This is a genomic window from Microbispora sp. NPDC046933 (assembly GCF_040644635.1).
Lineage (GTDB): Bacteria > Actinomycetota > Actinomycetes > Streptosporangiales > Streptosporangiaceae > Microbispora.
Genome location: NZ_JBEYWW010000024.1, coordinates 69,019 through 94,971 on the forward strand (window position 1 = coordinate 69,019; position 25,953 = coordinate 94,971).

The window sequence follows — 25,953 nt, forward strand, 5'->3', positions numbered from 1 at the left end:
GTTGTCACGTCCTCGCGCGGAGAGCTACGAATAGGTTTCGAATAGGTTTTCTGCCAAGGGGGCCCGATGGAGGAGACCCTGGAGTCCCGTCTCGCCGCGGGGGACGCGGGAGCGCTGGGGGAGTGCTACCGCGCCCACTCGCCGGCCGTGCGCTCCTATCTGCGCAAACTCGTGCCGGCGCAGGACGTTGAGGACGTCCTGCAGGTCGTCTTCACCGAGGTGTGGCGCTTCCGGCACCGCTTCGACCCGGGCCGAAGCCTGTCGGCCTGGCTGTTCGGAATCGCCCGCAACCGCGCGGTGGACCACCTGCGGGCGCGTACGCCGGCGACGGTGCCGCTGGAGGCGGTCCCCGACCTCGCGGGGCGCGACGGACGGCTGGACGGCGACGAGTTCGCCGACCGCGACCGGATCCGCCGCGCGCTGGCCGCGCTGCCGCAGGTGCAGCGTCAGGCGATCGAACTGGCCTACTACGCGGACCTGACCCAGCGTCAGATCGCCGAGCACCTGCGGGTCCCGCTCGGCACGGTCAAGGCGCGCACGGCGCGCGGCCTGCACCGCCTGTCCACGCTGCTGCGGCCGGCGGCCTGACCGTGGAACCGGTGGAAGGGATCAGGCCCAGGGTGGCCGTGTCGAGCTGCCTGCTCGGCGCTCCCGTACGGTTCAACGGCGGCCACAGCCGTGACCGGTTCCTCACCGGAGAGCTGTCGGAGCACGTGGACTGGGTGCCGGTCTGCCCCGAGATCGAGATCGGCCTCGGCGCCCCGCGCGAGACGCTCCGCCTGGAGCGCTCCCCGGACGGGCCCCGGCTCGTGACCCGCCGGACGCGCGAGGACCTGACCGCCCCGATGGCCGCCCTCGCCGCCGAGCGCGCGGCCGGTCTGGCGGACGTCGACGGGTGCGTGTTCAAGTCGAGGAGCCCGAGCTGCGGGCTGCACGGCATTCCCGTGTACACCGGATCCGGCGCCGCGGCAGACCGACGCGGCAGGGGAGTCTTCGCCGCAGTGGTCACCGCCGCTCGCCCGGAGCTGGCGGTCGAGGACGAGGGGCGGCTGCACGACGCCGTGCTGCGGGAGGCGTTCGTCGAGCGGATCTTCGCCTCGGCCCGGCTGCGGGCCCTGCTGGCCGGCGACTGGCGCCCCCGCGACCTGGTCGCCTTCCACTCCCGGCACAAGATGCAGATCCTCGCGCACGCTCCCGTGGCGTACCGGCGGCTGGGGCGGCTCGTGGCCGCGGCGGGCGACCTGCCGCGGGAGCGGCTGGCCCGCGAGTACGCCCGGACCTTCCGCACGGCCTTCCTGGTCAGGGCCACCGTCGGGCGCCACGTCAACGTCCTGCACCACTGCCTCGGCATGATCGGCGGGGACCTCGACCCGGTCCGCCGGGCCGACCTGGCCGAGGTGATCGCGTCGTACCGGGCCCGCCGGGTCGCCCTCGCGGTGCCGCTCGCCCTGCTCCGCCACCACGCGAGGGGCGGGGGAGCCCGGTACGCCCAAGCGCGGTACGTCCGCGACCAGACGTACCTGACCCCGTATCCCGACGCGCTGTGCCTGCGCAACCACGTCCCCGCGTGAGCGCCGAGCACGGGGCGGGAGAAAGACCGATGCAGCCGGAAGCCCGGCGCGACCCTAAGGTCTGAGGGTCAGCCGATCGCGCGGCGGAAGCGCTCGCCGAGCCCGGCCAGCCGCTCGACCGGCTCGTTGGCGAACACGAGCCGCAAATAATGCGCCCCCGAAGGGCCCCAGCCGTCCATGGGCGTCGCGGCGACCTTCCCCCGGTCGAACAGCAGCCGGGACAGCTCGGCGGGCGTCAGCCCGAGCGGGCGGGTGTCGACCAGGGCCGACCAGCCGCCGTGCGGCGGGACGACCGGATAGCCGGCCAGTTCGCGGAGGACCGCGTCCCGGCGGCCCGCCCACACCGCGGTGGCCGCCGCCACGTCCGCCTCGGCGTCCGGCGCGTCCAGGGCGGCCGCCACCGCCTCCTGGGCGATCCCCACCTGGCAGACGACGTTGGTGAGCCCGACCAGGCGGATGTCGGCGAGGACGGCGGCCGGTCCCACCACCCAGCCGACCCGCCAGCCGATGAGCCGCAGCTCCTTCGACGCCGAACCGACGGTGATCGTGCGCCCGGCCAGGTCGTCCCGGGCGGCGGGATGGCTCGCGGGCCGGCCGTCGAAGCGGATGCGCTCCATCGCGGCGTCGTAGACCAACCAGGCGTCGTGCCGCTCGCAGGCGGTGGCGAGCGCGGCCCAGTGCCGGTCGTCGAGCACGAGCCCGGTCGGCATGAGCGGGCTCATCATCAGTACCGCCGCGGTCCGTCCGCTGACCGCCGCGGCCAGCTCCTCAGGGTCGAGCGTCCAGCCCTCGGCCGTGGCCCTGGCGGGCACGAAGCGGGGGACGCCGCCCGCCAGCCGCACCCGGTTGACCAGCCCCGCGTAGACGGGGTCGCACAGCACGACCTCTTGGCCGGGCTCGACGGTGGCGAGCAGTGTGTTCAGCACGCCGTTGAGCCCGCCCGCGACGCTGACGCACTCGGTGTCCGGGTCGTACGATCGCCCGGCCATGCGGCCCACGTGCGCGGCGGCGGCCGTACGGAGGGAGCGGCGGCCCTGGAACGGCAGGTAGCTGTTGGCCGCGTCGTCGTCGAGGGCGGCCCGGGTCGCCTCGATCGCGACGGCGGGCGGCCGGAGGTCGGTGTCCAGGTTCTCCAGCCGCAGCAACTCCGGATCGTCCGCCGCGTCGGCGGCGTCGCCGACGGCGTCGACCCCGATGCCGGGGATGTCGCGGAGCCGGGACACGGTCATGAGGTCTCCGTTCGTTATGCTGATATCCGCGTACCACTATGCTGATACGCGTGAACATGGCGCAAGTGGTCGGCGACAACGTCCACCGGCTGCGGGCCGCGGCCGGCATCTCCCTGGCGGACCTCGCGGCGGCGGGCGGGATCAGCAAGACGACCCTGCACGGCATCGAGCAGGGCGCGGGCAACCCCACGCTCGGCACGCTCTGGGCCCTCGCCGCCGCGCTCAAGGTCTCACTGGGGGAGCTGATCGAACCGCCGGCTCCCGTGGTGGAGGTCGTACGCGCGGACGACGAGCGGCCCGCCGTGACCGGCGACGCCGTGGGCGCCCGTCTGCTGCACCGCATCCGGCTGCGCGGCACCGTGGAGGTCTACGCGATCGAGGTGGCCGCCGGCGGGCAGGAGTCGCAGGCCCACCTGCCCGGGGTCGAGGAGTGCCTGGTCCTCACGGGCGGCCGGATCACGGCGGGGCCCGCAGCCGCGCCCGTGGACCTGTCGGAGGGCGACTCTCTGCGGTTCGAGGCCTCTCGGCCCCACGTCTACCGGGGCCACGACGAGCACAACCGGGCCGTGCTGCTCATGCTCCACCCCGACCCGCCCGGAGCCTGAGCCCGAAGATCGGCCCGTCGCGCGGGCCGATCCGCCGCGACGGCGGCCCGGGACGGCCGCAGGACGCCCGCGCCCGCCTCCGCCGGCTCAAACGGTGGCGACCCGCGCGGCAGGCGGAGCCTTCACCACGGTCCGCGCACCCCAGCGGGCATAGTACGTGTCGGTTCGCTCACCGCCGCCGACCACGCCTTTGCGGCTGTCGCTCTTGCGCGACCACTGCGTGGTCAGCCGCACGACCCGGCCCTTGCCGTCCAGCCACAGGCTCCAGCCGATCTTCACGGGGCTCGACCTGCCGCTCCCGGCACGCCGCCGACACCGTGCACAGCGCCTTCGCGGTGACGGTGCCGCTGTAGCGCGTGGCCGCGACGCCCTTGACGCTCTGGTGCACCGCCCCGCCGCTCCGGGTGGCGTACACCGCGCAGTGTCGCGGGTTCGAAGACGTCGATCGTCTGGCCGGACGCTTGATACGGCTTGAGACGGAGGTCCCGGCTGCGTGCCCGGCTCTTGCCCGCGGGCAGGGCGTCCGACCAGAACCCGCCCTGGGCATAGGTCTTGCCGCTAGGGGGTTTCCCCCGCTCCGGACACCGACAGCACCTCGCCGGTACGCGGATCCAGATGCACCGTCTTCCCGCGTACGGCGGCGGAGTTCCCCTCCGACACCGACAGCACCCGCCCGGTGGTGGGATCCAGCACCACGGTCATCGGCTTGCCGGACCGCGGGAGTTCCCTCTCCTGGTCGCCGAGCGCCGAGGTGTCCGCGGACGGAGCCGGCGACGGGCCGGCGGCGCTGACGACGGACGCCGAAGACAGGGCCGTCCCGACAGCAGCCGCACCGACGGCCGAAGCCAGAGCGAGACGTCGCGTTCCAGGCATGGACACCTCCGAGGATCGATGGGACGTACAGGGGCGGACGCGCCGGACGCCCCCGCCGGCCGTTCGACCCCAGCCTGACACGTCCGGCCAGTGAGGGGTGTGCGATCGGATCGGCGGCCTTGGCGGTCGGGTTCCGTCACCGACGCGGACGCGAGCCCGGTACGCCGAGCATCGGTGCGCCCCCTCAGGGCGGCTCTCACGCCAATCGGGTGGCGGCGTCGAGTTCGCGGGAAGGCTCGGCCTCGATGGCTCTCTGGCACTCGAAGGACGCGAGGATCGTGGCGAGGATCTCGCCGAACTGCCGCACCTGGCCGGGGGTGAGGGGGTCGAACAGCACCCGGCGGACCTCCGCGACGTGGCCCGGCGCCGCGTCCACGAGAGCGGCGAAGCCCTCGTCGGTGAGCTCGGCGACGGTCGTGCGCCGGTCCTCCGGCCGCTTGAGCCGCCGCACCCAGCCCTTCTCCTCCAGCCGGGAGACGGCGTGGGACAGGCGGCTGACCGAATACTGCAGGATGGCGGACAGCTCCGTCATCGTCATGGTCCGCCCGGGCGACTCGGACAGGACCACCAGGATCATGTAGTAGGCGTGCGGCATGCCCGAGTCGCGCTGCAACTGCCGTTCGAGGGCCTCCTGGAGGAGCTGGCTCGTCCGCAGGTAGGCGCGCCAGGTGCGCTGCTCCTCCTCGTCGAGCCATCGGGTGCCGGACATGGCGCCAAGACTACCGGTCGGGGGCAGGCTGGATTGTGGGCGAAAGACCCTGGTTCGGCCGCCCTCGCTGGGAAAGTGTCAGGGGCATGGACGCATACGGGAACATCGACGCCTACTGGCGGGCCGCGAACTATCTGTCCGTCGGCCAGATCTATCTGATGGACAACCCGCTGCTGACCGAGCCGCTCAGCCCCGAGCACGTCAAGCCGCGGCTGCTCGGCCACTGGGGCACCACGCCCGGGCTCAACTTCTGCTTCGCCCACCTCAACCGGATCACCCGGGAGCGCGGCCAGGACATGATCTACATCGCCGGTCCCGGCCACGGCGGCCCGGCGGCGGTCGCCCACGCGTGGCTCGAAGGCACCTACACCGAGCGCTACCCCCATGTCACCCAGGACGCCGAGGGCATGCGCAGGCTCTTCCGCCAGTTCTCCTTCCCGGGCGGCATCCCCAGCCACGTCGCCCCCGAGACTCCGGGCTCCATCCACGAGGGCGGCGAGCTCGGCTACGCCCTGTCCCACGCGTACGGCGCGGCCTTCGACAATCCGGGCCTGGTGGTGGCCTGTGTGGTCGGCGACGGCGAGGCCGAGACCGGGCCGCTCGCCACCGGCTGGCATTCCAACAAGTTCCTCAACAGGGACACCGACGGGGTCGTCCTGCCGATCCTGCACCTGAACGGCTACAAGATCGCCAACCCCACCGTGCTGGCCAGGATCCCGGAGGAGGAGCTGGTCAAGCTCTTCGAGGGGTACGGCTACCGCCCGCACATCGTCTCCGGCCACGAGCCGGCGGAGATGCACGAGATCATGGCCGGCACCCTCGACACGGTCTTCGACCAGATGGCCGACGGCGGCCCGCTGCCGATGATCATCCTGCGTACGCCGAAGGGCTGGACCGGGCCCCGCGAGGTCGACGGGCTCCCGGTCGAGGGCACCTGGCGCGCCCATCAGGTGCCGCTGACCGACGTACGCAACCGGCCCGACCGGCTGGAGGCCCTGGAGGAGTGGATGCGCTCCTACCGGCCGCAAGAGCTGTTCGACGCCGACGGACGGCCGGTCGAGACGATCACGCGGACGGTCCCGGACGGGCCGCTGCGGATGAGCGCCAGCCCGCACGCCAACGGCGGCGAGCTGCTGCGCCCGCTCGTGCTGCCCGACTTCCGCGACTACGCGGTCGAGGTCAAGGCCCCGGCGGCCTCCTCAAGCGAGCCGACCCGCGTCCTCGGGGGCTTCCTGCGCGACGTCATCGCGGCGAACCCGGCGAACTTCCGGCTGCTCGGCCCGGACGAGACCGCCTCCAACCGCCTGTCGGCCGTCTTCGAGACGACGGACAAGGAGTGGGAGGCCGCCCTGCTGCCGACCGACGAGAACATCGGTCCCCGGGGCAGGGTCATGGAGGTGCTCAGCGAGCACCAGTGCCAGGGCTGGCTGGAGGGCTACCTGCTGACCGGCCGCCACGGGCTGTTCAACTGCTACGAGGCGTTCATCCATATCGTGGACGCGATGTTCAACCAGCATGCGAAATGGCTGGAGTCCTCCCGCAAGATCCCCTGGCGGCGGCCGGTCGCCTCGCTGAACTACCTGCTGTCGTCCCACGTCTGGCGGCAGGACCACAACGGCTTCAGCCACCAGGACCCCGGCTTCCTCGACGTCGTCGTCAACAAGAAGGCCGAGGTGGTCCGCGTCTACCTGCCGCCGGACGCCAACACCCTGCTGTCGGTCGCCGACCACTGCCTGCGCTCGCGCGACTACGTCAACGTCGTCGTGGCGGGCAAACAGCCCGTGCTCGACCTGATGAGCATGGACGAGGCGATCGTCCACTGCACCCGCGGTCTGGGCATCCTCGACTGGGCCTCAACCGACCAGGGCGCCGAGCCCGACGTCGTGCTCGCCTGCGCCGGTGACGTGCCCACGCTGGAGACCCTCGCCGCCGCCGCGCTGCTCCGCGAGCACCTGCCCGAGCTGCGGATCCGGGTGATCAACGTGGTCGACCTCATGCGGCTGCAGCCGGCCTCCGAACACCCGCACGGCCTGCGCGACGCCGAGTTCGACGCGCTGTTCACCACGGACCGGCCGATCATCTTCAACTTCCACGGCTATCCGTGGCTGATCCACCGGCTCACCTACCGGCGTACCGGGCACGAGAACCTGCACGTGCGCGGATACAAGGAGGAGGGCACCACGACCACGCCGTTCGACATGGCGATGCTCAACGACATCGACCGCTTCCACCTGGTGATGGACGTGATCGACCGGGTGCCCGGCCTGGGCAGCAGGGCGGCCCACCTGCGCCAGCGCATGGCCGACGCCCGGTTGCGCGCCCGCGCCCACACCCGCGAGTTCGGCGAGGACCCCGTCGAGATCCGCGACTGGACGTGGCCCTACTGATCCCCCGGGGCGGGCGAGGCGGCGGGCGCGGCGGATCACCGCCACTTCGGGGGCGGCGGCACCGGTAGCATCGGATGCGACCGGAGCCGCCGCCTCGCGTGCGCGCGGCTACCGAGATCCACGCATCGACCTGTCCTAAGGAGCCACCGTGTCCGCCGCCCTTGAGATACGCATCACCCTCGCCGGAGCCGAGCGCGTGGTGGCGGCGGGCACGACGGCCGGCGAGGCGCTCGGCGCCGACGGCAGGTCGGTGATCGCCGCCCGGATCAACGGCGAGCTGCGCGACCTGGCCGCCGAGGTCGCCGAGGGCGACGTGGTCGAGCCGGTCGCGATCGACAGCCCCGACGGCCGGGCCATCCTGCGCCACTCCACCGCGCACGTCATGGCCCAGGCCGTCCAGGAGATCTTCCCCGAGGCCAGGCTCGGCATCGGCCCGCCGGTCGAGAACGGCTTCTACTACGACTTCGACGTCCGCGAGCCGTTCACCCCCGACGACCTCAAGCGCGTCGAGAAGCGCATGCGCGAGATCGTCAAGCAGGGGCAGACCTTCCGGCGCCGTCCGGTCGGCGACGACGAGGCCCGCGAGGAGCTCGCCGCCGAGCCGTACAAGCTGGAGCTCATCGGGCTCAAGGGCGGCGCCGCCGAGTCCACCGAGGGCGCGAGCGTCGAGGTCGGCGGCGGCCAGCTCACCATCTACGACAACCTCGACCCGAAGACGGGCGAGCTGTGCTGGAAGGACCTGTGCCGGGGGCCGCACCTGCCGAGCACCCGGGTCATCCCGGCCTTCAAGCTCATGCGGTCCGGCGGCGCCTACTGGCGGGGCAGCGAGAAGAACCCGCAGCTCCAGCGCATCTACGGCACCGCCTGGGAGTCGCGCGAGAAGCAGGACGAGTACCTCAAGTTCCTGGAGGAGGCCGAGAAGCGCGACCACCGCAAGCTCGGCGCCGAGCTCGACCTGTTCTCGTTCCCCGACGAGCTGGGTTCCGGTCTGCCGGTGTTCCATCCGAAGGGCGGCATCATCCGCCGGGTCATGGAGGACTACTCGCGCCGCCGGCACGAGGAGGCGGGCTACTCCTTCGTCAACACCCCGCACATCACGAAGGACAACCTCTACAAGATCTCCGGCCACCTCGACTGGTACGCCGACGGCATGTTCCCTCCGATGGAGCTGGAGGGCGCGCGCTACTACCTCAAGCCGATGAACTGCCCGATGCACAACCTGATCTTCGGGGCGCGCGGGCGGTCCTACCGTGAGCTGCCGCTGCGGCTGTTCGAGTTCGGCACGGTCTACCGCTACGAGAAGTCGGGCGTGGTGCACGGCCTGACCCGCGTACGCGGTCTCACCCAGGACGACGCGCACATCTACTGCACGCGTGAGCAGATGCGCGACGAGCTCACCTCGCTGCTGCGGTTCGTGCTCGACCTGCTGCGCGACTACGGCCTGGAGGACTTCTACCTGGAGCTGTCCACCAAGGACCCGGAGAAGTACGTCGGCACCGACGAGACGTGGGAGGAGGCCACCCAGACCCTGCGGGAGGTGGCCGAGTCCGAGAAGCTGGAGCTGGTCCTCGACCCGGGCGGCGCCGCCTTCTACGGTCCCAAGATCTCGGTGCAGGCCCGGGACGCGATCGGCCGGTCCTGGCAGATGTCGACCATCCAGCTCGACTTCAACCTGCCCGAGCGCTTCGGGCTGGAGTATCAGGCTCCCGACGGCACCCGGCAGCGGCCGGTCATGATCCACCGGGCGCTGTTCGGGTCGATCGAGCGGTTCTTCGGCGTGCTGGTCGAGCACTACGCCGGCGCCTTCCCGGCGTGGCTCGCCCCGGTGCAGGTGGTCGGCATCCCGATCGCCGACGCCCACGTGCCCTACCTGCAGGACGTCGCCAAGCGGCTCCGCGAGCACGGCATCCGGGTGGAGGTCGACGAGAGCGACGACCGCATGCAGAAGAAGATCCGCAACGCCCAGAAGGCCAAGGTGCCGTACATGCTCCTGGCGGGCGACGACGACATCGCCGCGGACGCGGTCTCCTTCCGCTACCGCAACGGAGAGCAGAAGAACGGCGTCCCGATCGAAGAGGCGATCAACGAGATCGTCGACGCCGTCCGCCGCCGCATCCAGGTCTGACGGCCCACCACATCGAACGCGGGCGCCCCACCCGGGGCTCCCGCGTTCTCACTTCTCCCGGCGGAATGGGACGGCCAAGGAGCTCCCCGGGTGATCAGGGGAAGCCCTCCGGGGCGGACCGGGCGGCTCAGGCGGCCGGGGCGGCCTCGGCGGGGGAGTCCTGACCGGGGAGGCGGACGTCGTCGACGGTCACGTTGACCTCGACCACGCGCATGCCGAGCATCCGGCTCACCGACCGGGCGACGTTGACCTTGACCTCGGTGGCGACGTCCATGACCACGTGGCCGTACACGATGACGATGGTCACGTCGACCGAGACCTGCTGGTCCTGAATCCTCGCCTGCACGCCCTGGGTCGCCCGCTTGCTCCCCACACCGATGCGGTCGCGTACGGATTCGAAGGCGCGCTCGAAGTCGCCGCCCAGGTCGGCGACGCCGGGGATCTCCAGGGCGGCGAGCGCCGCGACCTTCTCCACCACCTCGTCGGCGACCTTGATCCGGCCCTTGAGGACGTTCGCGGTCGGCGCCTCGGGCCTGGGGGTCTCCACCGGCGCGGGCGGCTCCACGCCGCCCGGCTCGTCGAGGCTCCCCTCGGCGTACGCGTCGGTCTGCTCTTCCACTCGCTCCTCGACGGCGGCGGCCTCGCTCATGTGACGGCTCCTCGGCCCTGTTCTCGTATGGCTGCGGAGACGGAAATGTAGCACCGTGTGACTGCCCTGCTCCAGGCTGGCGCTCCAGCTCGGCGGTGAGGTGCTTCGGGTGAGGCATGCGCGATCATGACCGGATGGACACTCGTTTCCTCGCCATCGCCGAGCTGGTCGAAGCCCCGTCCACGGCGGTCGTCGTCGATGTCATGCGTGCCTTCACCGTGGCCGCCTGGGCCTTCGCCCGGGGAGCGGAAAAGATCGTTCTCGCTGAGTCGCCGGACGACGCCCTGGCGCTCAAGGCTCGCCACCCGGATTGGGTGGCGCTCAAGGACGGTCAGCCGGCGACCGGGTTCGACACCGTCAACTCGCCGGGCCTGCTGCGGTCTGCCGACCTCGGCGGACGGACCGTCGTGCAGAAGACCACGGCGGGGACGGTCGGCGCCCTCGCGGTCAAGGAGGCGTCGCTTGTACTGTGCGCCGGATTCGTGGTGGCGGAGGCGACGGCTCGGGTCTTGCGGACACGCGGGTGCGGCAGCGTCACGTTCGTGGTCACCGGCGACGACGGGCGCGCCGAAGAAGATCTGGCGTGCGCTCAATACATCGCCCAGAGGGCCACCGGTGCCTCGGTGGATGCGGCCGAGTTCCTCCGCCGCGCCGGCGAGTCACGCGCCGCCGCCGAGTTGGCGGAGGGCGTGCGCCAAGGATCCCATCCCGATGACGTCGCACTCTGCCTTGAACTCGACCGGTTCCCCTTCGCCATGGTGGCGGCCTTGGAGGACTCGCTCATGGTCGTCCGCCCGTGCGCCGTGCCCTCGCTGACCGGCGAGGCATCGCTGTGATCGCCGGTGAGGTCCGGCCCTCGCCACTCGAGCTACATCCGGGTCCGCGCGTACGCCCGCAGTGCGTCGCGGACGAATCTCGCGCCCGCGGCGTCGTCGTACATGGCGGTGAAGCGGGGGTCGTCGACGTACATGTCCCCCAGGCATTCCACCATCTCGATCGAGCGCTCCCGGTCGCCCTCGGCCGTGGGGGTGCCCGGGATCTGGCTCAGCCACTGGACGTGCCGGGCAGCCAGTGACTGAGCGTGTTCCGATGTCGGAGAAACCCCGGCCTTCACTGCGGCGACCCATGCGGCGACGAGGTCTTCGGCGGCCTGCTTCCAGGCCCGCTGCTGGTCGAGGGTCTTGCCGTGCCACCAGTCGTTGCTCGCCTGGAACGCGTGCTCGCCCCAGCGTGATATCACCTCGTCCTTGTAGTGGTCGTTGAACCCCGCCAGCATGACGTCCATCCGCGGTTCCGCTCCCGACTGCAGGGCCTCGAGCGTGTGGCGCGCCGATCGGATCTGTCGTTCGATGCGGTCCCGTTCCTCTTCCAGTGCGGTGATGTGGGCGCGGAGCCCGTCGCACGTGTCCACCTCGTCGGCCAGGACCCCGGCGATGGCCGGCAAGCCCATGCCGAGCCGGCGCATGAGCAGGATCCGCTGGAGCCGGGCGACCGCGGTGGTGTCGTAGTAGCGGTACCCGTTCGGTCCGACCCGGGACGGGGCCAGGAGCCCGACGCTGTCGTAGTGACGCAGGGTGCGGCTGGTGATGCCGGCCCTCGCCGCGAGTTCCTGGATCGTCCACTCCATCGTTCCAGTGTCACCCTCGGCGGAGTGTGGCGGCGATGATCTCCGAGCTGCCGGCGTGCAGGGCCTGCGCCGCGGTCTGCCCGGTCGCCGCCAGGTAGGTGTCGACCAGCCGGTTGCCCGCGGCGTACCCGGCGCCCATCGGCAGCCCGACCGGGGTGAGGCCGAAGCGCTCGGCGCTGGGGTCGCCGTGCACCCAGGCGGTGAAGTTCTGCATGCCTGTCACGTCGAGCCCGGTGAGCACCTTGCCGAAGACCCCGTCGTCGTGCAGGTGCGGCACGCCGATGCGGGTGGGGCCGAGTTCGTCGCCGTAGAGCTGTCGGGCGAAGGCGTCGGCCAGGCCCTCGGAGACGATGTGATCGCCGACCGTGACGGTCATCGGGTCCCACACGACCCCGCCCGGGCCGAACCGCAGGTTGTGGTGGAGTTCGTGCACGGCGGTGGCCTCCAGCCGTTCCACGTTCTCGGGGAAGGGCCAGAGCGTGATGGCGATGTGGCCCGAGATGCCACCGAACCCGGTCACTCCTTGGCAGGGACCCATGAAGTGCTCGTCACCCGGATCGCCGAGGACGAACAGCACGGTGATGTCCGGGGCCTCCAGCCCCGGCGTCGCCTCCAGCAGTACGGCGAGAGCGTGGTCGAGCGCGCGTTGCATCCGCTCCCAGGCCCCGGCCGCCGCCAGGGTTTCGAGCGCGTCGAGGCAACGCTCCTCGTCGCGGTCGATGGGGAACCCGGACGCATCGAGGTGCACGGCGACCAGGTCGAGCTCGCCGGGGTGGTAGCGGTACATGCCCCTGTTGGCCTCCAGCATCGAACGCAGCAGGTCGGCGCGGTCCGCGACCGGGGCCAGCAGGATCCGCCGCATGGTGGAGTAGGTGTCAAGAACAGTGATCGACATGGCCGCGATGCTAGAAGTTGACGCAGCGTCAAGGTCAATCCGGTGGCGCTCCTCGTCGAGGTACGGCCGGCATGCCGTCCCCAGTCCCGTCATGACCGGCGGTTCGCCGCCGCGATGGACTTACACGGCATCCTCGGTGGGGCGTCGGTCGTTGCCCGGTCGTGGCACTGGTGCAACCCGGCCGGTGAGAGGAGATCCGCGAGGTCATATGCTGCTGCCAGTGCTGAGTGCACATGAGCGGAGGAGATCGCGGACGTGGATTCAGAGCCGATCGAGCAGGCGGGCGCCGGGGTTCCCGACGACTTCCAGCGCTTGTGGACCCCGCACCGGATGGCCTACATCAAGGGCGAGAACAAGCCCAGCGGGTCCGGCGCGGACGACGGCTGCCCGTTCTGTGAGATTCCCAAGCTTTCTGACGAGGACGGGCTGATCGTGGCCCGGGGGTCGGCCGTGTTCGCCGTGCTCAACCTCTACCCGTACAACTCCGGGCACCTGATGGTCTGCCCCTACCGGCACGTGTCCGACTACGCCGACCTCGACGGGCCCGAGACTGCCGAGCTGGCCGAGTTCACCAAGCGCGCGACGCAGGCGCTGCGCAAGGCGAGCGGGGCGCAGGGCTTCAACGTCGGCATGAACCTGGGCGGCGTGGCGGGCGCGGGCATCGCCGCCCACCTCCACCAGCACGTCGTGCCCCGATGGGGCGGCGACACCAACTTCATGCCGGTGGTCGGGCGCACCAAGGTGCTGCCGCAGCTGCTGCGCGACACGCGCGACCTGCTCGCCGACGCCTGGCCCGCCGCCTCCTGACCGCTCCTGGGCCGAAAGCCCGATCTCCGCGCCCCAGAGCGGGAGAGAACGGTGTCAGGCCGCCGCCGGGCTCGCAGGCGGGCCCGGCGATCCGGCGGCCGGGACCGGCTCGCCGTGCTGCAGCGCGCGGATGCCCGCGCTGAGGACCAGCGGCACGGCCAGGGCCAGGGCCATGGACAGCACCGCGGCCCCCGAGTCGTTGACGAGCATGCCGACCAGGCCGCTCACGAGCGCGCCGAGCAGGCCCGCCCTGAGCATGGGCGCCCGTTCGAACGCGATCGGCAGGACGCCGGCGCTCGCCGCCCCCGGCCGCAGCAGCGCGAAGACGAGGAACGCGAAGGCGGCGATCACCACGGGCATCAGGTTGGGGCTGAGCAGCGTGGAGAGCATCGCCCCGAGCTTTCGAGAGATCACCGGCAGGAACGTGCCGTCGGCCACCTGCCCCACGAAGCGGCCGAGGTGCGTCTGGCTGGCGGGGGGACGCAGGTAGTCGAGGTAGGCGATCGCCATCACCAGGACGCCGCCCGCGGCGCAGAAGGCGCCCAGCTTGACGATCGACACCCGCCTGCCCGCCACGATCAGCGCGGTGACCGCGATGCCCGGCACGAAGGCGATGACGCCGCCGAAGTCGCTGCCCACGCCCGGCCAGCCGTCGAGCAGCATCGCGAACGCCCCGAGCGCGGCGACCAGGGCCACCGCGACGGCCTTGCGGCCCGCTCTGACCAGCCGGTCGGCGGCGGACGTGGTGACGAGCAGCACTGCCGTGGCGAGCAACGCGAAGGGGATGTTCCCCAGGCCGTAGTAGCGGGCGCCGACCACGCCCGTGTAGCCCATCAGGCTGTTGAGCTGCAGGGGCGTGCCGGTCAGCAGGTCGCCGAGCAGCACGGCCGCGGTCACCGCCGCGATCACGGTCAGCGGCCCGAGCACGCCGCGCCGCCACGGTCCCGCGAGGGCCGCCACGGTCAGCGCCGCGGCGATCGCCGCGATCGAGGCGAAGAGCGTGACCGCGGGCTGTGCCGTACGGGCCCACGGGGTGAGGTTGACGAGATAGGTCGAGACGGGGATCGAGGCGAGCGCCACGGCGGCGGCCCGTACGGCCGGCAGCCCGTCGCGGCGGCGCAGCAGCAGGAACGCGATGACGTAGAAGACCACCTGGAGCACGGCGAGCGTGGTGAAGAAGACGCCGGTCGTGTCACGGATCGTCTGCCCGGCGACGTCGGCGGTGCGGAGGGTCTCGACGCGCTCGCCCAGGTTTCCGCCGGTCGCGTGGGTCTCGACCGGCACGCCGACGACGGCGGGGGGAGCGGCCACCCCGGTCCTGGCCAGGATCGTGGCGGTGAGGTCGGGAAGGATGATCATGTCGTCCCGGTGGGTGGACCGGGCGCCGAGCGTCCCCGCCGGTCCGCCGCCCGGTGCGCCACCGGGTCCGCTGCCGGGTCCGCTGTCAGGGCCGTGCAGCATGGCGGTCCTGAGATGGGGGACCGAGCCGTGATCGGAGAGCCCGGCGACCAGCACCGTCGCCGATCCGAGCCGCGGCAGGAACGAGCCCAGCTTCGCGTCGGCCGCCCGCGCCGCGGCCCGCCGCGCGTCGGCGGACAGCCGCTCGGGCACGTCGCTCAGACGGTCACCGGAGACGTAGGGCGCGACGAGGTCGGGGATCTCCACGGCGACCACGTCGCCGCGCGACCACTGCGTGACCTCGGCGGGGGAGGAGGCGTAGACGTCCACCCGGCCCTCGCGGTCGGCCAGCGCGAGCGCCGCTCCCGGGCCGACGGCCATCGTCGTCCGCCCGGCCGCGTGCAGGGCCTGCCCGAGCGTGCCCGCGTCGCGCTGCTCCCGCACCTCCCACAGCCAGGAGAACTCGGGGACCACCGCTCCCTCGCCGTCGGCCTCGGGCGTGGGGGCCATGCCGCACGCTCCTCCCACCGCCGACCGCACCCCGGCCGAGACCGTGAGCCAGGCGTCGTACGGGCAGGTGTCCCTGCGTACGGCCCGCACCGACAGGGAGCCGAGGGCGGAGTCGCCGGCGAGCCGCCAGAGGTTCGGAGTGTCGGCCGGGGTGACGTCGCTCCACATCAGCCCGGGGATCCCGACGAGCACGACCCGTTCACCGGCCGCCGTCGCCGGCCCGGCCGCGAAGGCGGCGGACGCGGCCGCCGCGGAAGCGGAGGCCGCGACCGACACGCCGAACACGATGGCGACGACCGCGCGCTTCACCCACGTGCCACCCACCGGTGCCCCCAACGCATACATGATCTTGGGAAAACTCGCGACCACGCTACCGGACCCGCCGACGCCCGCGCAGCAAACTCGGCCGCGTCCCGGACGCCCCGCACAATGAACGGATGAGGCTGGAGGACATGCGCAATCTGGGACCGAAGAGCGGGGAGTGGCTGGAGCGGGTGGGCATCGTGGATCCGGGGCAGCTCGCCGAGCTCGGCGCCGTGGAGGCGTACCGGCGGCTCAGGGACGCCGGCATCCCCGGACTGTCGCTGAACGCGCTGTGGGCGATGGAGGGCGCGATCGAGGACGTCGACTGGAGGCTCATTCCGGCCGGGCGCAAGCGGGAGCTGCTCGCCGAGCTCGACGAGGGGTGACGCCCGGGGTCAGGCGGCGCGGGTCGCGGGGCTCTCGTTGCCCAGCCGGTCGACGGCGGTGACGTAGTAGGCGCCTGGGCCGCCGGCGGCGTACGACGGGGCGACGGAGGCCGGGACGACGGCCACCAGGTTGCGCGCGTCCGCCGTGGCGCAGGAGGCGTCCTTGCCCGTCACCCGGTAGATCCCGTACGCCTGGGCGCCGGGCTGGGCCTGCCAGGTCAGCGTCCCGCCTGCGGCCTTCACCCCGCGCGGGGCGGCGGGCACGGCGGACCCTTGCCTGAGCACCGGCGGCAGCGCCGGGCGGGCGTAGTGGCTCTTCACGATCCGGTCGAGCACGCCCAGCGGGTTCTTCACCAGTTGCGCGGCGCTGAAGTAGACGTCGCCCGAGATCTCCGGATACTTCTGGTTCAGCGTGAGGTGAGCGGGCAGTTCGCCGGCCTTGGTCCAGGCCGGGGTGTCGGCGGCGCCCACCCGGTAGAGCGCCTGCCCGATGTAGAGGTCGACGTCGGTGCCCTTCACCGCGTCGGCCCACCACTTGGCGAGCACGGAGTAGTCGGCCGCGGCGAAGCCCCGGGGCCAGTAGAGCTGGGGCATCACGTAGTCGACCGAGCCCGCCTTGATCCACGCCCTGGCGTCCGCGTAGATCGAGTCGTAGGCCGACATGCCCTTGGTGGCCGAGCCCGCCGGGTCCTCGGCCTTGTTGCGCCAGATGCCGAACGGGCTGATCCCGAAAGCGGCGTACGGCTTGGCCGTGTGGACCGCCCGCGAGACCTGGGCGACCAGCTGGTTCACGTTGCGCCGCCGCCAGTCGGCCAGCGTCAGCCCCTTGCCGTACTTCTTGTACGCGGCCTGGTCGGCGAACCGCGTGCCCTGCCCCGGGTAGGGGTAGAAGTAGTCGTCGAAGTGGACGCCGTCGACGTCGTAGCGCTTGACGACGTCCGTCACGACCTTGGTCACCCAGTCGCGCACCTGCGGCAGGCCGGGGTTGTAGTAGAGCTTGCCCTCGTGCTTGACGGTCCAGTCGGGATGCAGGCGCGCCGGGTGTCCTTCCGGCAGGTTCGAGGAGGCCGAGTCGGCCGCCCGGTAGGGGTTGAACCAGGCGTGGAACTGCAGGCCCCGCTTGTGGGCCTCGTCCACGAGGAACGGCAGCGGGTCCCAGCCCGGGTCCTTGCCCGCGGTGCCGGTCACCCACTGGGACCACGGCTCCAGCGACGAGCGGTAGATCGCGTCCGAGGCGGGCCGCACCTGGAAGAACACCGCGTTCAGGCGCCGCTTGACCGCGTTGTCGAGGATCTTCACATATTCGGCCTTCTGCCGGTCGGGCGACAGCCCCGGCTTCGACGGCCAGTCGAGGTTGTGCACGGTGGCGATCCATACGCCGCGAAGCTGGCGCTTGGGGTATTTCTCGCTGGTGGCGCAGGTGTCCGCCGCCGTGAGCGTCTCCGCCTCGACCTGCTGCCGCGTCGCCTTCGGCGCCGCCGAACGGCCGGCCTTGTCGGTGCCGGCCTTCTCCGCGCCGGCCTTCTCCGCGCCGGCCTTCTCCGCGCCGACCTTTTCCGTGCCGGCCTTCTCCGTGCCGACCTTCTCGGCCCGGGCGCCCGGGCCGAACGTGTACGCGGCTCCGACGGCGACGGCGGCGATGACGGTGGTCGCGATCAACGGGCGGACGACCTGTCCCCGCTCGGTCACGTGGCTACCCCTCTGAATTGCCAGTAAGTCCGGCCATAAGTCTTACACCGGCAAAAGAGCGGTTTAGCCAGAAAAACGAAATGAACTTGTGATACGCATGTGACGCGAGGCACCCTCTGGGGCTCCCCTTGCCCCGGAGGTGCGAAACCCGCACGCGGCGACGGTGCGGGTGAGCTGCGCGGACGCGGCCGGGCCCCGGCGGCCGGGAGGCGGGCCGCCGGGTCTCCGACCGTTCCCGATCGGACTACTTACTCGCCCGCCGCGGCCACCTTGTCGGCCAGGTGCGCGGGCAGGGGTTCGTACCGCAGGAAGGAACGGGTGAACGTGCCCGCCCCGTGGGACAGCGAGCGCAGGTCGATCGCGTACCGCGTGATCTCGAGCTGCGGCACCTCGGCGCGCACCAGCGTGCGGCCGGTGCCGACCGGCTCGGTGCCGAGCACCCTGCCACGGCGGGAGGACAGATCGGACATCACGGCCCCGACGTACTCGTCCGACACGAGCACCGACACCTCGTCCACCGGTTCGAGCAGGTGCGTCGCCACCTTGGACGCGGCGTCCTTGAGCGCGAGCTGACCGGCGATCTGGAAGGCCATGTCCGAGGAGTCGACCGAGTGGGCCTTGCCGTCGTAGAGCGTGACGCGCACGTCGACCATCGGATAGCCGGCGACGACCCCCCGTTCCATCTGGGCCCGCACGCCCTTCTCCACGGACGGGATGAACTGCCTCGGCACCACCCCGCCCACGATCTTGTCGACGAACTCGAACCCGCCGCCCGAGGGCAGCGGCTCGACCTCGATGTGGCAGATCGCGTACTGCCCGTGGCCGCCGGTCTGCTTGACGTTGCGCCCCAGGCCCTGCGCCTTGCCGGCGAAGGTCTCCCGCAGCGGCACGCGCAGGTCGATCTTCTCGACCTCGACCCCGTGCCGCTTGGCCAGGCGGTCGAGCAGGACGTCGGAGTGCGCCTCGCCCATGCACCACAGCACGAGCTGGCGGGTCTCGGCGTTGTTCTCCAGCCGCAGGGTCGGGTCCTCCGCGACCAGGCGGCCCAGGGCCTGGCTGAGCTTGTCCTCGTCGGCCTTGGACCTCGCCCTGATCGCGACCGGCAGCAGCGGTTCCGGCATGGTCCACGCCTCGACCAGCAGCGGGTCGTCCTTGTCGGAGAGCGTGTCGCCCGTCTCGGTCCGCGACAGCTTGGCGACCGCGCAGATGTCCCCGGCGACGCACTTGCCCATGGTCCGCTGCAGCTTGCCGAGCGGCGACGACAGCGTGCCCACCCGCTCGTCGACGTCGTGGTCCTCGTGCCCCCGTTCCGCCAGGCCGTGGCCCGAGACGTGCACGGTCATGTCCGGGCGCAGCGTGCCCGAGAAGACCCGGACCAGGCTGATCCGCCCGACGTACGGGTCGCTCGTGGTCTTCACGACCTCGGCCACGAGCGGGCCGTCCGGGTCGGCGCTGATCTCCTTGCACGGCTTGCCGTCGATCCCGGTGATCTTCGGCAGCGGGTGCTCCAGGGGCGACGGGAAGCCCTGCGTGACGATCTCCAGCAGCTCCAGCATGCCGACGCCGGGCGCCGTGGCGAGGACCGGGTAGAAGCCGGCCCGCGCGACCGCCTTCTCCAGGTCGTCGATGAGCACCTTGGTGTCGATCGTCTCGCCGGAGAGGTAGCGGTCCATCAGGGACTCGTCCTCGCTCTCCTGGATGATCCCCTCGATGAGGTCGCCGCGGTACTGCTCGATGAGCGCCAGTTGGTCGGCGTCCGGCTCCCGCTCGGTCCGGCGCCCGCCGCCGTAGTCGAACAGCCGCTGCGACAGCAGGCCGAGCAGCCCGGTGCCGTCCACCGGCAGGTAGAGCGGCGCCACGCCGTCGCCGAACGCGTCCTGGCAGGTGGCGAGGACCTCGTCGAAGTTGGCCCGCTGATGGTCGATCTTGGTGATGACCACGGCGCGGGGCATCCCGACGAGCGCGCACTCCTCCCAGAGCATCCGGGTGAGCCCGTCCACGCCCTCGGCCGCCGAGACGACGAACAGCGCCGCGTCGGCCGCGCGCAGCCCGGCCCGCAGGTCGCCGACGAAGTCCGCGTACCCCGGGGTGTCCAGGAAATTGATCTTGATGCCGTTGTGGACGACGGGGGCGACCGACAGGTTGACGGAACGCTGCTGGCGCACCTCCACCTCGTCGAAGTCGCTGACCGTGGTGCCGTCCTCGACCCGGCCGGGACGCTGGACGGTGCCCGTCTCCGCGAGCAGCGCCTCGACCAGCGTGGTCTTCCCGGCCCCGGAATGGCCGACCAGCACGACATTGCGCACCATGTCCGGCCGATCGGCCGCGGGTGCCCTGCCCGCGGCCCCTGTTGTCGCGCCGGTTGATCTTTCGGCCACATCGCCTCCCGAATCTCTGAGCGGTCGGGATGGGCACGTGGCACGCACCCCGCGCCGGCCGCTCGTGCCGTCGCTGTTCCCGCGCCCGGGGGCCGCCCTCTCACGACCGTGCGGCCGCTGACACGGGGGTTCACCTCCGTGACATCTCCGCGCGGCCCTGCGGGCGCGTGCTCTTCACCCTTTACCCATGTGGCGCATATCACAAGACTTTTCGGCGGAATGTGCTTGCGAGGTGCGGCGGCGCTGGATGGCCTACGATCGGACCGCGATGTTGAACATCCTGCGCCCCGCCGTCACCCGAGTCATGACCCCGCTGGGGCGAGCCCTCGCCCGCTGGGGGATCTCGCCCGACGTGATCACAACGATCGGCACGCTCGGAGTGGTGGCCTCGGCTCTCGCCTTCTACCCGCTCGGGCATCTGTTCGCGGGAACGCTCGTCATCACGTTCTTCGTGCTCGCCGACCTCCTGGACGGCGTGCTGGCCCGGATGACGGGCAAGGGGAGCACGTGGGGCGCCTTCCTGGACTCCACGCTCGACCGTCTCGGCGACGCCTCGATCTTCTCGGGGCTGATCCTCTACTTCGTCCTCAAGGACGAGCCCGAGATCGTCCTCGCGACAGTCGCGCTCTTCTGCCTCGTCGCGGGAGCATTGGTCTCCTACGCCAAGGCCAGGGCCGAGGGCCTCGGCATGACCGCGAACGTCGGCATCGCCGAACGGGGGGAGCGTCTCGTGGTCGTGCTCGTCGCGGCCGGCCTGTCCGGCCTCGGCGTGCCGTACGTCCTGGCGGCCGGGCTCTGGCTGCTCGCCGCCGCCAGCGCCGTCACGGTGGTCCAGCGGATGGTGCACGTCTACAGACAGGCGGTGGTCAGATGAAGGGCACGGCCGGCCCACCCCCCGGGCGGCCCTCGCGACCCGGCGCGGCGGCCCTCGCCGACCGGCTGGTCGCGGCGGCGTACACCGTCGGCTGGGCCGTGGTCCGATACGTGCCGGAACGGCTGGCCGCCTGGTTCTTCCGGGTCCTCGCCGACTGGCTGTGGCGCAGGCGGGGCAGGTCCGTGCGCCGCCTGGAGGCCAACCTGGCCCGCGTCGTCGGCGGCGACCCCGTCGACCACGCCGTACGCGACCTGAGCCGGGCCGGCATGCGCTCCTACTTCCGCTACTGGATGGAGTCGTTCCGCTTCACCGCCTACACCCGCGAGCGCATCCTCGACGGCACCCGGGCCACCGGGGGCGAGCACATCTTCGACAACCTCGCCCGGGGCAGGGGAGTGGTGGTCGCGCTGCCCCACATGGGCAACTACGACCTCGCCGGGGCCTGGCTGGTCCACATGGGGCACCGCTTCACCACCGTCGCCGAGCGGCTGAAGCCGGAGTCGCTGTTCGAGCGCTTCGTGGCCTACCGTGAGCGGCTCGGCATGGAGGTGCTGCCGCTGACCGCCAGAGACGGCGGCAGCGCGATGGCGTTCGGCACGCTCGCCAAGCGGCTGCGCGAGGGCAGGCCGGTCTGCCTGCCCGCCGAGCGCGACCTGACCGCCTCCGGCGTCGAGGTCGAGTTCTTCGGCGCCAGAACGCGCATGGTCGCCGGACCGGCCGTGCTGGCGATCCAGACCGGAGCCGCGCTGCTGCCCGCCGTGCTGTGGTTCGACGGGGACGGCTGGGGCATCCGGATCCACGAGGAGATCCCGGTCCCGACCGAGGGGACGCGGGAGGAGAAGGCCCGGGTGATGACCCAGGCCATGGCGGCGGTGTTCGAGAAGGGCATCGCCGAGCATCCGGAGGACTGGCACATGCTCCAGCGCCTGTGGCTCGACGACCTGGAGCCCCGCGCCGGGGCCGGGTCGTGAACGTCGGCATCGTCTGCCCGTACACCTGGGAGGTCCCCGGGGGCGTGCAGGCGCACATCAGGGACCTCGCCGAGGCGCTCATCGATGACGGGCACAAGGTGTCCGTCATCGCCCCCGCGGCCGACGACGCCGAACTGGAGGCGTACGTGACCCCGGCGGGCCGCGCCGTGCCCGTGCCGTACAACGGATCGGTCGCCCGCCTGGCGTTCGGGTTCCTGTCGGCGAACCGGGTGCGCAAGTGGATCAGGGAGGGCGGGTTCGACGTGCTGCACGTGCACGAGCCCGCCGTGCCGTCCCTCGGCGTGCTCGCCTGCTGGGTCGCCCGCGGGCCCATCGTGGCGACGTTCCACGCCTCCTACGAGCGGTCGCGGGCGATGTCGGTGGCCGCGCCGATGCTGCAGAGCGCGCTGGAGAAGATCACGGGCAGGATCGCGGTCTCCGACGCCGCCCGCAAGACGCTGGTGGAGCACCTCGGCGGCGACGCGGTGCTGATCCCCAACGGCGTCACGGTGCGCAGGTATGCCGAGGGCGAGCCGCTGCCGGGCTGGGGCCCGGACGGCAACGTGATCGGGTTCCTCGGGCGGATGGACGAGCCGCGCAAGGGCCTGGCCGTGCTGCTGGAGGCCTTCGCCCTGCTGGCCCCCGAGCGGCCCGGGCTGCGGTTGCTGATCGCCGGCCCGGGCGACCCCGACGACGTGCTCGGCCGGGTGCCCAAGCCGTACCGGGACAGAGTCGGGCTGCTCGGCATGGTCAGCGAGGCCGACAAGGTGCGCGCCTACCATTCCGTGGACGTCTTCTGCGCGCCCAACCTCGGCGGGGAGAGCTTCGGCATCGTGCTCACCGAGGCCATGTCGGCCGGGGCGCCGATCCTCGCCAGCGACATCCCCGCCTTCCGGCGCGTGCTGGGCGAGGGGCAGGCGGGGGCGCTGTTCGCCACCGGGGACCCCGCCGCCCTGGCCAGGGAGGCCGCCCGGCTGCTCGACGACCCCGAGCGCCGCGCGAAGCTCTCCGACGAGGCCCGCCAGGCCGTGTGGAAGTACGACTGGTCGACGGTCGCGCGGGAGGTCGTGCGCGTCTACGAGACGGTGACCCACTCCAGCACGGGTGTGGTGGAGGACGTGCTGCCGTGACGATCGACACAGGCGCGGCCGGGCGCGGCGGCCCGGCGCCGCGCGGGGAGGTGCCGGCGTGACCACGACCCTGATCCTCGTGGCGGCCGTGGTCGTCGTGCTGTTCGCCGTCTACGTCTCATGGCGGGCCGGGCGGCTCGACCGTCTCCACATCCGACTGGAGACCGCGCAGGCCGCGCTCGACGCCGCGCTGCTGCGCCGCGCCGCGGTCTGCCTGGAGCTCGCCGGCTCGCGCATCCTCGACCCCGCCACCTCCCTGGTGCTCGCGGCGGCCGCCCACGAGGCCCGTACGGCCGGCCCGGACGAGCGCGAGCACGCCGAGAGCGACCTGTCCAGGACGCTGCGCGCGGTGGTCGACCAGGAGCGGTTCCGGGAGAAGCTGGCCGAGCACCCCGCGGGGGAGGCACTGCTGGAGGAGCTGGACACCGCGGTCGCCAAGGTCGTCTACTCGCGCAGGTTCTACAACAACGCCGCCGGCGTCACCCGTACGGCGCAGCGGCGCTGGCTGGCCCGCACGCTGCGCCTGGCCGGGCACACCGATCCGCCCCGCTTCTTCGACATCGACGACGAGCCGCCCGAAGCCCTCGCTACTGGATAGTCACTTTTTGTCGGGCATTTCGGGTCAATCCCGGTAAGCTCATGCCGTTTCATTGCCATGCTGGTCAACGGGTCCGCGTGGGCCAGGTCCGTCGTGCCTGGTGGCGGGGCTCTCCACCGGGAGGAGCGGGATACGGTGCGGGCAGGGATCGGCTTCACGCTGGCCATGGCGGTCATCCTGACCGGAACCGCGTGTTCGGGCGACGACAAGCCCGCCGCCCAGTCCCAGGACGCGAGCCCGCTGGCGTCCCCGTCGCCGACGCCGCCTCCCGAGCACCCGTTCACCGGCCGCCCCGTCGCCGCCCGCAAGCCGGTCCTCGCGGTGAAGATCGAGAACACCCACGCGGGCAAGCCGCAGATGGGCCTGCGCAGCGCCGACATCGTCTTCGTCGAGCAGGTCGAGGGCGGGCTCACCCGGCTCATGGCGATCTTCTCCTCGAAGCTGCCCGCGCAGGTGGGGCCGGTCCGCAGTGCCCGCATCTCCGACCTGCACATCCTCCCGATGTTCGGCAAGCCCGCCCTGGCCTACTCCGGGGTGCAGACGAAGATGATCCCCTACGTCCAGAAGGCCTCGCTGTTCGACGTGTCCGACAGCCGGGTCCCCGGCGCGTACACCCGTGCGCAGGGCCGGGTCGCGCCGTACAACCTGGTCGGCAGCCCCAGGAAGCTGCTCGCCAAGGCGCCGGAGGCGAGCAAGGCCGACGACATCGGGTTCGTCTTCTCCGACGAACCGCCGGCCGGGGGCACGCCGCAGAAGAGCGTCTCCGTCCGCTACCCGGCGGCCCGCTTCACGTTCGCCTGGTCGGCGGCCCAGAAGCGCTGGCTGGTGACGCAGGACGGCGAGAAGGACATGGCCGCGGAGGGCGGCCAGCAGGGCGCCCCCACGATCGTCATCCAGTGGGTGAAGACCGACCGTTCGGAGTTCCACGACTTCACCGGCAGCTACACCCCGCTCGTGCACACGGTGGGCAAGGGCACCGGCGTCGTGCTCAGGGACGGCCAGGCCTACCGGGTGAAGTGGTCGCGCGCCTCCGAGAAGGAGGGCACCACCTACACCATGGCCGACGGCTCACCCATGCCGTTCGCCCGCGGCCAGGTCTGGGTCGTGCTCGCCTCGCGCAAGCCCGTCGCGCCATGATGGACAAAAGGCCTGCTCGATCCTGACATATGGGTGCGTCTGGGGCGGGATCGGCCAGCACCTACCATGGAGGGGATTCCGTAGGCCCGCCGTCGTGAGGTAGCACCGTGTCCAGCAGCACCCCCGAAGTCAACGAGACCACCGCCGTCGGCACCGCCCGCGTGAAGCGCGGCATGGCCGAGATGCTCAAGGGCGGTGTCATCATGGACGTCGTCACCCCGGAGCAGGCCAAGATCGCCGAGGACGCCGGAGCCGTCGCCGTCATGGCGCTGGAGCGCGTCCCCGCCGACATCCGCGCCCAGGGCGGGGTGTCCCGGATGAGCGACCCCGACATGATCGAGGGCATCATCAACGCCGTGTCGATTCCGGTGATGGCCAAGGCCAGGATCGGCCACTTCGTCGAGGCCCAGGTGCTCCAGGCGCTCGGCGTCGACTACATCGACGAGTCCGAGGTCCTGACCCCGGCCGACTACGCCAACCACATCGACAAGTGGCAGTTCACCGTCCCCTTCGTGTGCGGGGCCACCAACCTCGGCGAGGCGCTGCGCCGCATCACCGAGGGCGCCGCGATGATCCGCTCCAAGGGCGAGGCCGGGACCGGCGACGTCTCCAACGCCACCACCCACATGCGCAAGATCCGGGGCGAGCTCAAGCGCCTCACCTCGCTGCCCGAGGACGAGCTGTACGTCGCCGCCAAGGAACTGCAGGCGCCGTACGAGCTGGTGGCCGAGGTCGCCAAGACCGGCAAGCTGCCGGTGGTGCTGTTCACCGCGGGGGGCATCGCCACCCCGGCCGACGCCGCGATGATGATGCAACTCGGCGCCGAGGGCGTGTTCGTCGGCTCGGGCATCTTCAAGTCCGGCGACCCCGCCAAGCGCGCCGCCGCCATCGTCAAGGCCACCACGTTCTACGACGACCCCGACGTGATCGCCAAGGTCTCGCGCGGTCTGGGCGAGGCGATGGTCGGCATCAACGTCGACGACATCCCGGTGCCGCACCGCCTCGCCGAGCGCGGCTGGTAGACCTCTCCCGGAAGATTCAAGAAGCCGTCGAGAGCGGCGTGCCGGCCGGCGACTGCCGGAGGTGAGGCGAGACGCTCGGC

General features: G+C 71.8%; 24 protein-coding genes. 14 read left to right on the forward strand and 10 right to left on the reverse strand.

Features of this window, described 5'->3' with window-relative positions; translation table 11 throughout:
• The first annotated feature begins 66 nt into the window (after positions 1-66).
• Both ABZ857_RS28865 and ABZ857_RS28870 read left to right on the forward strand, forming a co-directional pair.
• Positions 67-588, forward strand: coding sequence for a sigma-70 family RNA polymerase sigma factor (locus tag ABZ857_RS28865; RefSeq protein ID WP_357048600.1), 522 nt, complete (start codon positions 67-69; stop codon positions 586-588).
• An 11-nt stretch (positions 589-599) separates the two neighbouring features.
• A complete protein-coding gene (locus tag ABZ857_RS28870) occupies positions 600-1,571 on the forward strand; it encodes a DUF523 and DUF1722 domain-containing protein (RefSeq protein ID WP_357048603.1) in 972 nt (323 codons plus the stop codon).
• 68 nt (positions 1,572-1,639) lie between these two features.
• Here the strand turns inward: ABZ857_RS28870 and ABZ857_RS28875 are convergent, their stop codons facing one another.
• Positions 1,640-2,800 carry a pyridoxal phosphate-dependent aminotransferase gene (locus ABZ857_RS28875; protein WP_357048606.1) on the reverse strand — a complete coding sequence of 387 codons (1,161 nt, stop codon included), beginning with the start codon at positions 2,798-2,800 and terminating at the stop codon, positions 1,640-1,642.
• 56 nt (positions 2,801-2,856) lie between these two features.
• Between ABZ857_RS28875 and ABZ857_RS28880 the strand changes: the two genes are divergently transcribed.
• Entirely contained in the window at positions 2,857-3,405 is a 549-nt protein-coding gene (locus ABZ857_RS28880; RefSeq protein WP_357048792.1) for an XRE family transcriptional regulator, read from the forward strand.
• An 87-nt stretch (positions 3,406-3,492) separates the two neighbouring features.
• Here the strand turns inward: ABZ857_RS28880 and ABZ857_RS28885 are convergent, their stop codons facing one another.
• The 3 genes from ABZ857_RS28885 to ABZ857_RS28895 all read right to left on the reverse strand — a co-directional run bounded on the left by ABZ857_RS28885 (position 3,493) and on the right by ABZ857_RS28895 (position 4,987).
• Entirely contained in the window at positions 3,493-3,684 is a 192-nt protein-coding gene (locus ABZ857_RS28885; protein WP_357048609.1) for a hypothetical protein, read from the reverse strand.
• 279 nt (positions 3,685-3,963) lie between these two features.
• Positions 3,964-4,278: a hypothetical protein gene (locus ABZ857_RS28890; protein WP_357048612.1), complete on the reverse strand. Its 315-nt coding sequence runs from the start codon at positions 4,276-4,278 to the stop codon at positions 3,964-3,966.
• 196 nt (positions 4,279-4,474) lie between these two features.
• On the reverse strand, positions 4,475-4,987 hold the full coding sequence (locus ABZ857_RS28895; RefSeq protein ID WP_357048615.1) for a MarR family transcriptional regulator: 513 nt from the start codon (positions 4,985-4,987) through the stop codon (positions 4,475-4,477).
• An 86-nt stretch (positions 4,988-5,073) separates the two neighbouring features.
• Between ABZ857_RS28895 and ABZ857_RS28900 the strand changes: the two genes are divergently transcribed.
• Together ABZ857_RS28900 and thrS are read left to right on the forward strand one after the other, a co-directional pair.
• Positions 5,074-7,374, forward strand: coding sequence for a phosphoketolase family protein (locus tag ABZ857_RS28900; RefSeq protein WP_357048618.1), 2,301 nt, complete (start codon positions 5,074-5,076; stop codon positions 7,372-7,374).
• A gap of 148 nt (positions 7,375-7,522) precedes the next feature.
• On the forward strand, positions 7,523-9,499 hold the full coding sequence (gene thrS / locus ABZ857_RS28905; protein ID WP_357048621.1) for a threonine--tRNA ligase: 1,977 nt from the start codon (positions 7,523-7,525) through the stop codon (positions 9,497-9,499).
• A gap of 127 nt (positions 9,500-9,626) precedes the next feature.
• On the opposite strand, the gene ABZ857_RS28910 is transcribed toward thrS, so the two are convergent.
• Entirely contained in the window at positions 9,627-10,148 is a 522-nt protein-coding gene (locus ABZ857_RS28910; RefSeq protein ID WP_357048624.1) for an Asp23/Gls24 family envelope stress response protein, read from the reverse strand.
• 134 nt (positions 10,149-10,282) lie between these two features.
• On the opposite strand from ABZ857_RS28910, the gene ABZ857_RS28915 reads away from it, so the two are divergent.
• Entirely contained in the window at positions 10,283-10,984 is a 702-nt protein-coding gene (locus tag ABZ857_RS28915) for a 2-phosphosulfolactate phosphatase (protein ID WP_357048627.1), read from the forward strand.
• A 32-nt stretch (positions 10,985-11,016) separates the two neighbouring features.
• On the opposite strand, the gene ABZ857_RS28920 is transcribed toward ABZ857_RS28915, so the two are convergent.
• Both ABZ857_RS28920 and ABZ857_RS28925 read right to left on the reverse strand, forming a co-directional pair.
• Positions 11,017-11,775 (reverse strand): MerR family transcriptional regulator, encoded by a 759-nt coding sequence (locus ABZ857_RS28920; protein ID WP_357048629.1) that lies wholly within the window; start codon positions 11,773-11,775, stop codon positions 11,017-11,019.
• 10 nt (positions 11,776-11,785) lie between these two features.
• Positions 11,786-12,670, reverse strand: coding sequence for a DUF2268 domain-containing putative Zn-dependent protease (locus ABZ857_RS28925; RefSeq protein WP_357048632.1), 885 nt, complete (start codon positions 12,668-12,670; stop codon positions 11,786-11,788).
• A gap of 255 nt (positions 12,671-12,925) precedes the next feature.
• Between ABZ857_RS28925 and ABZ857_RS28930 the strand changes: the two genes are divergently transcribed.
• Positions 12,926-13,477, forward strand: coding sequence for an HIT domain-containing protein (locus ABZ857_RS28930; protein ID WP_357048635.1), 552 nt, complete (start codon positions 12,926-12,928; stop codon positions 13,475-13,477).
• 54 nt (positions 13,478-13,531) lie between these two features.
• Here the strand turns inward: ABZ857_RS28930 and ABZ857_RS28935 are convergent, their stop codons facing one another.
• A complete protein-coding gene (locus ABZ857_RS28935; protein ID WP_357048638.1) occupies positions 13,532-15,721 on the reverse strand; it encodes a hypothetical protein in 2,190 nt (729 codons plus the stop codon).
• Positions 15,722-15,822: 101 nt separating this feature from the next.
• On the opposite strand from ABZ857_RS28935, the gene ABZ857_RS28940 reads away from it, so the two are divergent.
• Positions 15,823-16,074 (forward strand): TfoX/Sxy family protein, encoded by a 252-nt coding sequence (locus tag ABZ857_RS28940; RefSeq protein WP_357048641.1) that lies wholly within the window; start codon positions 15,823-15,825, stop codon positions 16,072-16,074.
• A 9-nt stretch (positions 16,075-16,083) separates the two neighbouring features.
• On the opposite strand, the gene ABZ857_RS28945 is transcribed toward ABZ857_RS28940, so the two are convergent.
• Together ABZ857_RS28945 and ABZ857_RS28950 are read right to left on the reverse strand one after the other, a co-directional pair.
• Positions 16,084-17,763, reverse strand: a complete 1,680-nt coding sequence (locus tag ABZ857_RS28945) for a family 10 glycosylhydrolase (RefSeq protein WP_357048644.1) — start codon at positions 17,761-17,763, stop codon at positions 16,084-16,086.
• Positions 17,764-18,011: 248 nt separating this feature from the next.
• Positions 18,012-20,141 carry an elongation factor G-like protein EF-G2 gene (locus ABZ857_RS28950; protein WP_357048647.1) on the reverse strand — a complete coding sequence of 710 codons (2,130 nt, stop codon included), beginning with the start codon at positions 20,139-20,141 and terminating at the stop codon, positions 18,012-18,014.
• Positions 20,142-20,409: 268 nt separating this feature from the next.
• Between ABZ857_RS28950 and pgsA the strand changes: the two genes are divergently transcribed.
• The 6 genes from pgsA (at position 20,410) to pdxS (ending at position 25,873) form a co-directional block, all read left to right on the forward strand.
• Positions 20,410-21,015: a phosphatidylinositol phosphate synthase gene (gene pgsA / locus ABZ857_RS28955; RefSeq protein WP_193207158.1), complete on the forward strand. Its 606-nt coding sequence runs from the start codon at positions 20,410-20,412 to the stop codon at positions 21,013-21,015.
• Positions 21,012-21,986 (forward strand): phosphatidylinositol mannoside acyltransferase, encoded by a 975-nt coding sequence (locus ABZ857_RS28960; RefSeq protein ID WP_357048650.1) that lies wholly within the window; start codon positions 21,012-21,014, stop codon positions 21,984-21,986. Before pgsA ends, ABZ857_RS28960 begins: the two co-directional genes overlap by 4 nt.
• Entirely contained in the window at positions 21,983-23,116 is a 1,134-nt protein-coding gene (locus tag ABZ857_RS28965) for a glycosyltransferase family 4 protein (protein ID WP_357048653.1), read from the forward strand. Before ABZ857_RS28960 ends, ABZ857_RS28965 begins: the two co-directional genes overlap by 4 nt.
• A 58-nt stretch (positions 23,117-23,174) precedes the next feature.
• Positions 23,175-23,714 carry a hypothetical protein gene (locus ABZ857_RS28970; protein WP_357048656.1) on the forward strand — a complete coding sequence of 180 codons (540 nt, stop codon included), beginning with the start codon at positions 23,175-23,177 and terminating at the stop codon, positions 23,712-23,714.
• A 135-nt stretch (positions 23,715-23,849) separates the two neighbouring features.
• Positions 23,850-24,851, forward strand: a complete 1,002-nt coding sequence (locus ABZ857_RS28975; RefSeq protein ID WP_357048659.1) for a DUF3048 domain-containing protein — start codon at positions 23,850-23,852, stop codon at positions 24,849-24,851.
• A 107-nt stretch (positions 24,852-24,958) separates the two neighbouring features.
• Entirely contained in the window at positions 24,959-25,873 is a 915-nt protein-coding gene (pdxS, locus tag ABZ857_RS28980; RefSeq protein WP_357048662.1) for a pyridoxal 5'-phosphate synthase lyase subunit PdxS, read from the forward strand.
• Positions 25,874-25,953: the final 80 nt, after the last annotated feature.